At 39.8% G+C, this 10,124-nt stretch carries 3 protein-coding genes; all 3 read right to left on the bottom strand.

Going from position 1 to position 10,124, the window contains the following annotated elements; all coding sequences use genetic code 11:
• Positions 1-179: 179 nt before the first annotated feature.
• The 3 genes from MF4640_RS09425 to MF4640_RS09415 all read right to left on the bottom strand — a co-directional run bounded on the left by MF4640_RS09425 (position 180) and on the right by MF4640_RS09415 (position 10,119).
• Positions 180-7,466 (bottom strand): LPD1 domain-containing protein, encoded by a 7,287-nt coding sequence (locus MF4640_RS09425; protein ID WP_078389394.1) that lies wholly within the window; start codon positions 7,464-7,466, stop codon positions 180-182.
• Positions 7,467-7,674: 208 nt separating this feature from the next.
• On the bottom strand, positions 7,675-8,916 hold the full coding sequence (locus tag MF4640_RS09420; RefSeq protein ID WP_078389393.1) for a hypothetical protein: 1,242 nt from the start codon (positions 8,914-8,916) through the stop codon (positions 7,675-7,677).
• A 12-nt stretch (positions 8,917-8,928) separates the two neighbouring features.
• Entirely contained in the window at positions 8,929-10,119 is a 1,191-nt protein-coding gene (locus tag MF4640_RS09415) for a hypothetical protein (RefSeq protein WP_078389392.1), read from the bottom strand.
• Positions 10,120-10,124 lie beyond the last annotated feature (5 nt).

Below are 10,124 nucleotides of genomic sequence, written 5' to 3'. Positions count from 1 at the left end.
TTGACGCTTGCCCAGCTCTCGCTGTCCTCCCTAGTCAGCATCGCTATGAAGACTCAGGCGAAGGTGGAAACAGAAAATTGGCAGTAGAGTAGGCTGAAGAGGATCAATCAGATAATCCGGATACCCAAATAAAAAAAGATGCCACCCACAGGGGATAGCATCCAAGATCTCAAAATTGCTTATAGTGCCAATTCAGGATCGCTATTCTTTTGTTTGCTTAATTCTGGATCTGCTTGTACTTCAATGTTGGTCATGAGCTTAGTCCAATATTCATCGTATTCAGCTTGAGACATCTCATTAATGACTTCATTCCATTTAACTAGGTTCTCATGCTGATCTGTACCCGGTTGGAAGAAGTGCATTGCATTTCTGACATACTGCTGATGATCAGCAAAACGCAGTTCAGCAATATTTTCCTGAATATAGTCCAGGCCTTTCACCGTAAATTCGCGAATCTCCTTCATGATTGCATCTTTTTCTATACCATGCGGTTGAGTTACAGAAGATGAACCACCTTCAGGACATGGGTAAACAAGCCAATCATTACGCAAGTTCATTTCTGCTAAGGTCACTTGTAAGTACTGCTCACCACTACGGGCAAACATTTCATGTGCGGTCGTCCAATACGGCTTCTTAGCACTTGTTAAGCCCTCTAATACCATCGCATTTTTGTAGAAATCAGTTTTTAGCTGAGATTGATTAGTTGATGTTAAGCGATCGTTCGTCTGTAAGCTTAAAGAAATTAACTTTAAGTGTTCATCTGACAATGGTTTAGGGCTGTTTTCTTTGATGAAGTCGAGTGCACATATCGCAAACTGACTACGCAACATTTGTCGATAATCACGGAATACAACTGATCTAAAGACTGTACTGTTCGCTGCACCAAGTACTTGCGCTGCAAAGACACGATCATGATCAATTTCAGAACGAGATTGCGAGATATATTTGTTGAGCTCAGTCCGTGGGATTGGATACTCATTTTCAGACAAGAACTTATGCAAGCCTTGGGCAACGTGCATATAACGTCTATGCTGTATGGCGTCCTTTTGGAAAAGTTCAGGATCTTCATGACGATTAGCGAAATTAATCAATGAAGATAGTTCAGTATGCAACTTGCCACGTTCCGCAATAAACGTATTAATTTTCTCTTTTATGCTGTCTCTATCTGGCGTAAACAAATCAACAATGTCAGGTTGATCTACCAATGTTTTATCCAAAATCGTTTTGATGCTGGTTTCATAAAACTTGACTTGATTCTCAAGATTCGTGCGAAGTACTTCTATCGAGTCATCCTTTTTCATTGGCAAGTAATACATCGCTTGATTTACTTTGGCTGCAGCTTGCAACAAATCTTGGTTAATGTTGGCATACTTCTCAGACTTGATGTTATTCAATTCTGCAAAACGAGTTAGATAAGGCTGTACGTTTTCCATCATCATTTTTGGTTGATTGCGTGTCATCGCACTAAAAATGAGATGGTCATAGGCATGGAAAAATTCATGACCAAACGAGCCAAAACCTGAATTCTTGGTTAAGTTAATCACACGGTTAGATGGCTCATAATGTGCCATCGCAGCGGAACGTCCACGCGAACCAAAAGCAACACCCAACATACCGTTAAAGCCAACAAATTTCGGATCTATATCAAGTGCCTTAGCAAGAGCGAAACAACCGTCATATGCGTTATTTAACGCGATTTGACGATCGCTCTGGTTCAAGTACTCGCCAAACTCTACGGCTTTAAATCCAAAGGTCGCTTGCAATGTATGTGCTGTAACATCTTGGCCATTACGTGAAGCAATGTTTTCCGTCACAACCACATCACTGAGCTTGAATGCCTTACGCATAGTACGAGGCTTAGCATACTCTTTGAATAGGGCATCTAAGGTACTCGCCGTGTCATCTACAATGTGCGATACATTCTTTTCAGATAACGAGACTTCTTGAGTATCATCATTCTCTGCAGTTGCGTCTTTGGTTTTTTTAGCAGTTAACAGATCCATAACCTGTTCAGATAGACCAGCATCAGATCTGCTAAATAGCGTACTCGAATCTATAATGTTGCCACTTCTAAAAGTAACAGTCGCTTTTACTTTGTCTTGGAACGGTTTGGCATCAATCGCACTACGTATTTTTTTATAGATAGAGTAGGTGCCTTTAACTGGCGGTAACTCTTTCCTTAAATGATGAAGTGCTTCAGTGAGCGTTTTACGTGCTTCACTACTATCGGTTTTCGCCAATTCAGAACTAATAATCATGTCAGTGGCAGCATATTCAGCATAGCTTTCTACCAATGAAAATAATGACCGATCTAATGATTTAAACGCCGTGAACAGATCTTTGTCTTCATTCAAACGAACGTATAAATCACATGCATTAGGAATAAATTCACGAACTGTTTTTGCTTCCATTAATGCATCACGCATACTTAAAACAGCGTCATAGTATCCAGCACCTACTTTTTTAAACTGTTCTTCAGTGGCATTTTCAAGCGGATAACGTGGCTGATCATTCGTCATCTTACGTACAGCGTCAGTCAGCAAGTGAATGTAAATATCTCGACCAGCTTCTTTTGCTTGTAAAACCGATTCCTTTTTCCAAATTTTGTCACGCGTAATTAGGTTTTTGACTTGCAAAAGCGACATATCTTGAATCTGACTGAGCGATAAACGTGGACCATACAGATCCTTTTTCGCACCAGGCATTTTCATACCCGTATCTTCAATAAGTCCAACTTCAGAACGTGGCTCAGTGGCTTTCGGTTTGGTTGTTTTTGGCTCTTTTGGTGCTTCAGCTTCAGGCTTACCCTCAGACTCAAACAGTGATGTTTGTTCTGGAGCAACTGGCTCAGTCGGCTCTACAACTTCTACCGTTGTTTCCTGTACTTCTGGTTCAGTAGGCTTTTGAACTTCAGGCTCAGTTACGGTCGGTTCTTCAACCAATGGTTCTTGGGCAACTTCTACAACAGGTGCGCTTTGAACCATATGTTCAGGTTTATATACTTGATCGCGAGACTTAAATAATTCTGCTTTTTTGAATGATTTTGCAAAATCAGTAATTAAGAAGTTCTTAGAGTTCGGGTGCTTTGGCGTAGGAAGAATTTTATAGCCTTGATCAACAAATTGCTGATGTTCGGCATTATTCACAATGGCCAGTTTTAACGGAGCTTGATCATCGGCAACTTTAATCGCGAGATCGAACCGGTCTTTAGATTCAAGTAGCTTTTCACCAAAGGCAAAATCAATTTTATTGACCAATGTTGAAATATTAACAGCCACAATCTCATTAAGGCCTTTAACATCAATATTTTCAAAACTTGGTGATAATGGCACCTTGATTGTCTGCAGTATGTTTTCACGTAACCCAAGATCATTTAATACTTGGTCCACAAGATGCGCTTTTATCCCGTTTAACTGGAAGTCTTTAAACAATCCACCACGCTCGTTGAATTTAGCAAACTGCTCAACATTATCAAAAACCCGTAATTGATCATGCTGTAAAACTGGTGTGTCTTTATCAATGACAGAAATCACTAAATCAGCACCGTCATTGGCCACAATAATTTTGGAGCCGTTTTCAAACGCTTGATCCATTTCTTTTTGATTGATGTAGTCGGTAAAGACGTTCATCAAATCAACATTGGTCATCACATCATTGCTTTTCACAAAATCGATTAGATCTTGTTTCGCCGTTGGATCGATGTATTGATTATCGGCATCACGTAAAGTTAATGCCTTGTAATCGTCCAACTCAGGGTTAAACAATACCTTTTCTTTAAGGTGTAGGTTTTCGATCGACTGGAAGATCTGATAGCGTTTTTCTAATGAGTCGATCAAGTACTGCATTTGCTCTTGCGTACTTAAAACTGAATCATTGCTAAGCGTCAAAGCTTTAAACAGCGCCTTATCGTCTGCAGCTAAGTCATTCAGACTTGATTTAACGATTAAGCGATCGGTAGACGGAATCTGTTCACCGCTGAAATATAAGTTAATCGCACCGTGCTTTTGTTCATCAGCTGGTGAAACCGTGAGATAAATATTTATCTCAGGAAACTCAAACTCTTTAATGCGTTCTGGATTGGTGATAATGCTTAAAAGAGATCCAGTTTTTGTCTCGAGGGATTTATTTTTTAGTGCCGTCCATTCTTCAATAGAACGATTTTCAAATGACTGCAGTAGGGCAGAATTGATTAAATCACGGTTGAGGTTAAATCCATTCTTGAGTGAGTCTGGAGTCGATTGTAATGCTTCAAGCACAAGCCCATGTTTAAAGAGATTGCCAAAGTCATTTTCACTGTTAACATCGGTCTTTTCAAGTGGCAAGAAACTTGATGCATGCTCATAGACATTCTTAACTTCAATATCAAGCTTTAAGCCTTTTTCATATTTCGGTACCGCTTCCTTGGTCAAAATACGATTAAGAATTACATTCTTAAGGTCATCATAGGTCAGCTTGTTTTTGCTGATCGGATTAGAGCTCAGGATATGTTCAAACGAAGAAGCACCATTAATCATAATGGTTTTTTGCTTTTGTAATGAACTAACCTTTTGACCTAGATCCATCGGCAGTAAGCGAATGAAGTTCTGATCAGATGCTATCGTACTGCTATACACCGCCAAAGAACGTGCGGTAACTTCAGGCTCAACCATCAAAGCGTTACCTTCAGCTAGGTAGGTTTTTACCGCTTCTTCAGTCAACGTGACGACATTTTCAATTTTCGAGTCTTTTGGCGCCGTGACTTCATTGTAGGTCGGTGTTAGATAACCTAGTGCCGTCAAAATATGCTTGTGCTCATTATTAATAATGGCAGTAACCGCTTCAGATTTAGACTCTTCACCCACGGCATTTTGATAAAAGTCTTGTAGATAGCGCTTATACGCCATACTTACCGCGACCTTTTTATTTAAGGCAAAAAGCTGTTCTTGTGTATTTGAGTTGAAGTGGTCTTTATGTATCACCTTAGGCAGATAGTTTTGAAAGCTGTCTACCACATAGATTTCATCTTTTTCGAGTGTTTCTTTTAAAGACAAAACTTCATTGGTCGCAGCAAAAACAATCGCGTTGGCCAGTGCATTACCAGGATTCGTGCGTACACGTAATTCCTCATTTATCGCATGATTGAGTTGCGACCTAATATCAGGTAATCGGTTAAGGATAGGGGAGTCAGGATTGTTGCCAATATTGCTACTCAGCTCAGAAAGCACATGAGCCACATCGATGCGCTTATTAAAACCCTTGTAGTTACCGTCCTGTTCTAACAGGTTATAGAATCGCTCTAAGCTTTCATCCGATAAATATTGTGATGCAATGCTATGGGCATCACCATCACCAAGCGCCGTAAATTGGCTATTAATACTATGCAGTTGTTGAAGAATACGAGGCATTTGCTGATGAAATGAAAAGTAGTTTTTACCTACATTTTCAGCACTGGTCGCAATCATGTCCTCAATACTGTTATCCAGCACTGATACAGCATTCGAGAACACCATATCGTTAAAATCTGGCATTGCAGATTCTTGAGATGGTGAATATCCCAAAATAGAATATTCAAACTTTTCGACTGCAGATAGCTCTTGATCTTGTTCATCATAATAATGAACCACATCAAACTGGTTAACAGCTTCATTCCAAAGCCCGTTCGGTTCTTCACCTAGATCAACGTTGAAATGATAAATGTCAATGTCATTTGAGGTGTGAGTAGCTTCAAACTCGTTCGCTTCATCCAATAGACGTTGCATTTCATCTTGCAATTCATCATCGGTGACAACGCTTTGTAGGAAGTTATCAAGATCCGTGCCGTATTCTTCACGGTCTATCACTGAATCAAAAAAACTATCATAAAGATTGTTCAGACGCGTAGAAGCAATGTTTAACTGACTTAATGCCAATTCCATTTCATAAGCTTGATCGTCATAGGCTTGCTGATCCAAAACATACGCATTTTCAGTAGCAACAGCGACTTGAATCGCAACCGTTTTTTCAATACGCTCACTGATGGTATGTGTTGCTTTCGCTTCAACAATGGCTTGACGTTCTTCTTTGAGCTTTGCAATTTTTTGTAGGTATTCTTGCTTAATTTTTCGCATTAAAGCGAGTTTAGTCAAAGAGTCCTTAATGACTGGTTCTGGAATGTTCGGCTTAAACTTGGTGTGTCTAAAAAAGTGATCAATTCGATTGAACAAACGTTTTACTGGAACCTTAGGTTCAGGCGGTATGGTTTGCTTAATTTGATTGAGATCCAAGCTTTCTAAACTTGTACCGATGTCATCCAAACTTTCAGAAATTAATTCACGATCAAAACTGCTATCACCAATAGAGTAGGGATCAAATGTTCTTAAATTATTAATATTATTTTGAACGCTTTGAATCAGGTCCTTAATCTTATCGGCAAGGTCGAATTCTTCTACATCTAAAGTTTGGTTGTTGTATTCCCAAACTTTCCAATCATTGTCCACCAGCTGTAACGCAGTTGTTTCTATACCAAATGGTGCCAATGCTGACGGGATGCTGTTTTCTTCGTATGAATACAAACAGTCATTGATTTTCGTGACTAAGGTTTGAAGCTTGATCAATCCTTGGTGATTAACGGCATGATCATCCGATCTGAGCGCATTCACAATTGGATCAATGCTCGTATTCAGCCCCTTATTCAGCTCTCGAATATCAATAAATTGCTTCGGTAAGCTGTTATACGCTGGCCATGCTGGATGTGAAGATATTTTATAATTGGTCAGCTCAGGGATTTGCGTAATATCTTTTAGGGCAAGTACTTCACCGCCTGAATTAACCGAAATCACTAGCTGTTTGCTTAGTTCAATAGGCTCTATCGTATCTTCTATGAGTCCAGCATTTAGCGCTGCTTCTTTATCAACATAATAACGAGTCAGTGTTTTATCTGCTTGGTACCCGTAATTGTCTAAATCAGCCAACGGCAATGGATCTACAGACTGCAGTAATGTCGGTAGCTTATTCCAGCCTAAATCTGCTTTATTGAATTGTTTAACCGCACCCATAATGGTTGTATTTGGGGCAAACGGTTTTTGCTGTTTTGCTTGGTAAAGCACAACGGACTTTTGATTATTGAGTTCAAATAGGGATTGCCACTGGTTTTTTTCAGCACTACTCATTGGGTTTTGCAGATATATATCTGACATATCCATTTCAATGAGGTCATTTTTAGAGTCGTAAGGAAAAACAGATTTTATGTCAGCAAGAGAGAGACTATCTTGCGAACTCTTATACATAAAACTAAGGTCGTTATTTTGCTCATTGGTGATATAAACAAACTTTCCAGTCTGTTTTAAACCTGTTAAGAAGCTGTTTAAGGATGTGTTCAACTTTTTCTCTAAAAGCTCAACATCTTTAATCTTAATAATGGCTGCTTGGTTTCTTAAGTCAGTTTTAGGGGTTACTACAAGTTGAGCGCCAAAGCTACTCAGATCCAACCATTTCTTTTTAGTTGACATATAAACTCCATGGCAATATGTATAAGCATCTTTTAATTAAAATATCAAAGCACCATCGGTTACTTTTGAACGGTATATACTAAAGATTATAAGAGAATTTATATAAAGAAACTATCTAAAAGGGTTTTAAACAAAAAAAAGGGATGGCTTAAAACCATCCCTTTTTTTAAGTTTTTTTCATTATCAGTCTGATAATGAAAAAATCAGGCTATTTACTTGCCATTGCTTGTGAAAGTGCAATCCTACGAATGTTACCCGTAGACTTAGAACGATCTGTCACTTCAATTGAGCCGTCAGATAATTTGCTTTCAGCAGAAACTAGCGCAGCCAATACCGCTTCTTTACGTTCATTTGACTTGTATTGTTGATATTGCAAGTTCAAGCGTTCAGTACTTTGAATTAAACCATCGACCATCAAACCACGTTCATCTTTAATCGCTTGTGATTTAGCAAAGTCTTTGTAATCTTGCCCTGAACCTAAATAACGAGCGACACTTTTTTCCAAGTGTTGCATCGGTGCAAGTTTGGTACTTGAATCATGACTATTGGTACCACCACCAGCAACAGGGGAGTATTGCGCTTGAATTGCTTTCAAAGAGGTAATTGCTGGAGAAGTTAAAGCATCTTTCGCCAGTTTAGCCATCACATAATCTTGACCAGCAGATGTTTTCGCAATTCTTCCGTCAATTGGGGCATCAGGTAGACCAACCATGTTGTTGATCAATGCATTTTGAGCACGAGCCATCGCCGTGTCTGGCGCTGCAGTCGTGAATAAAGTTGAAGCTTGTAAACTTAGACTAGCATTTTCACCAGCAGCACCACATAGTCCAGACGCAGCCTGAGAAGTGGTACAAAACTCATTATGAGCTTGTAACATAGCTTCTTGTGCTTTGTGAGGGTTCATGTAGACACCAGGCGCAGCAATCACTTCAGAGCCAACTTTATTTAAAATTGAACTATCAGCAGATTTATTGTCTTGTTGAGCTTGTTCACGATCGCCTAAAACTTCACACGCTTTAAATGCTTGGCCATGTGCACCAAACTCAAATTGAGCTTTTTTCATTTGCTCACTTTGTTTAACAGCTTGGTACGCCGTTACAAGACTTTGTGCGTTTTTATGTGCGTTATCTGAAATACCTTGAGCAGATACAGCCTCTTGTTTCGTCAGGATCTTAATCGCTGCCGTCACATCATCTTGTTGCTTTTTAATGCCCAAAGATAAGTTTGAGTCCAACGCACGTAACGCAGCGCTTTCCACCGCATCAGCCTGTTGAAGAAGCATATTCAAGGTATTTACTGCCATCGGGTTGCCCACGGAAGCACAGTAATAAGCAGATGCAGAACCACTAATGAGGGCGAGGGTTAAACCGAGTGCACTAATTTTTGAACGAGAGCCGTGCGCTTGTGGCGCTTTCATAACTTTACGTGATGTTCTTTTCGGAGTACGCATTATTTAGTCTCCTTAAAATTGAGGCATAGTTTGTGAAAGCTTAACTTTCACTGACTGGCCGTATTTCGTTTTCACATCATCTTTTATCGGCTGAGATTTCGCTAAAAGTAATGCAGACAATAAACCTTCTTCACGCAAACTTTGCTTGTAAGTTTGAAGATCTAAATAAACAGAAACGCCGTTAATGATATTGGCTTCTTTAAGTAGACCGCGTGGATCTTGCATCGCCATCGCCATTTGCCATTTTTTAGCTTCAGGACCGCCGTAGTAACGTGCGATTGTTTGGTCGATCAAATCGTTGGCAGACACCATTTTGCCGTCAATATCTTTGAATGATTTTGTATTTTGCGCGTCAATAACCGCCAAGCTATACGCTGGCATAGCAAGTAAAGCTGTTTTTTGGTTGGTCGCTTGCAAATAATCTTGACCAGCTGGAGTACGTGCCGTTGCAGTAGACAATGATTTATCTGGTGTACCTAAAATGTTTTCACGCACGTAATGTCTTGCAAGAGCTTCTTTTGAGCCAGGTGCAACAGACTTAAACAGTAGGGAAGCATTGGTATCGCCACCCGGTAATTTAGACAACGTACATTGACCAGCTTGTGCTTCAGCAACCGTACAGAATTCAGCTTTATGCACGTTTAGGCGTTGATTAATCACTTCCTGTTGAGAGCCAACTAATTTACCGCCGACTTGAGAAGTTTGAGTCGCCATATCAGCTGCTTGATCAATCACTTGACCAGATGCACTCGACATATTTGTATTTTCAGCCAAAACCTCACAAGACTTAAAGCCTTGACCAGTATTGGCACCATAAGCAAATTGTGCTTTTTTCATGGTATCTGACTGTAAAAGCGCTTGAATACCAGAGGCAATAGTTTGGGTGTTTTTAGTTGTCGCATCGGTAATTTGGTTAGCAGCTTGCGCCTTTTGCTTCACCGCAACTTTAAGCGCTGCAACGATGTTTTCAGTCGAATCATCTAACTTTCTACGGGTACTTTGAGATACTTTTTGAATATCATTTGCTTGGTTGCTTGCATGCTTAGGAATCTGAGAAGACATCTCGCTCATAATCGTACCCAAACCAACCGTAGCCCATTCAGCAAAAACAGGACTACTAATCACCAAAGTTGCACCTAAAATGACAGGTACAAACTTTGATTTTCCTTTAGGCTGTCTTAAAGTATTTTTACGCTTTCTCATAGTCA

It is taken from the genome of Acinetobacter sp. MF4640, assembly GCF_002018895.1.
In the GTDB taxonomy this organism is placed as follows: Bacteria; Pseudomonadota; Gammaproteobacteria; order Pseudomonadales; family Moraxellaceae; genus Acinetobacter; species Acinetobacter johnsonii.
Note: the sequence above shows the minus strand (reverse complement) of the source record. Positions and strands in the feature narration are given on the sequence as shown.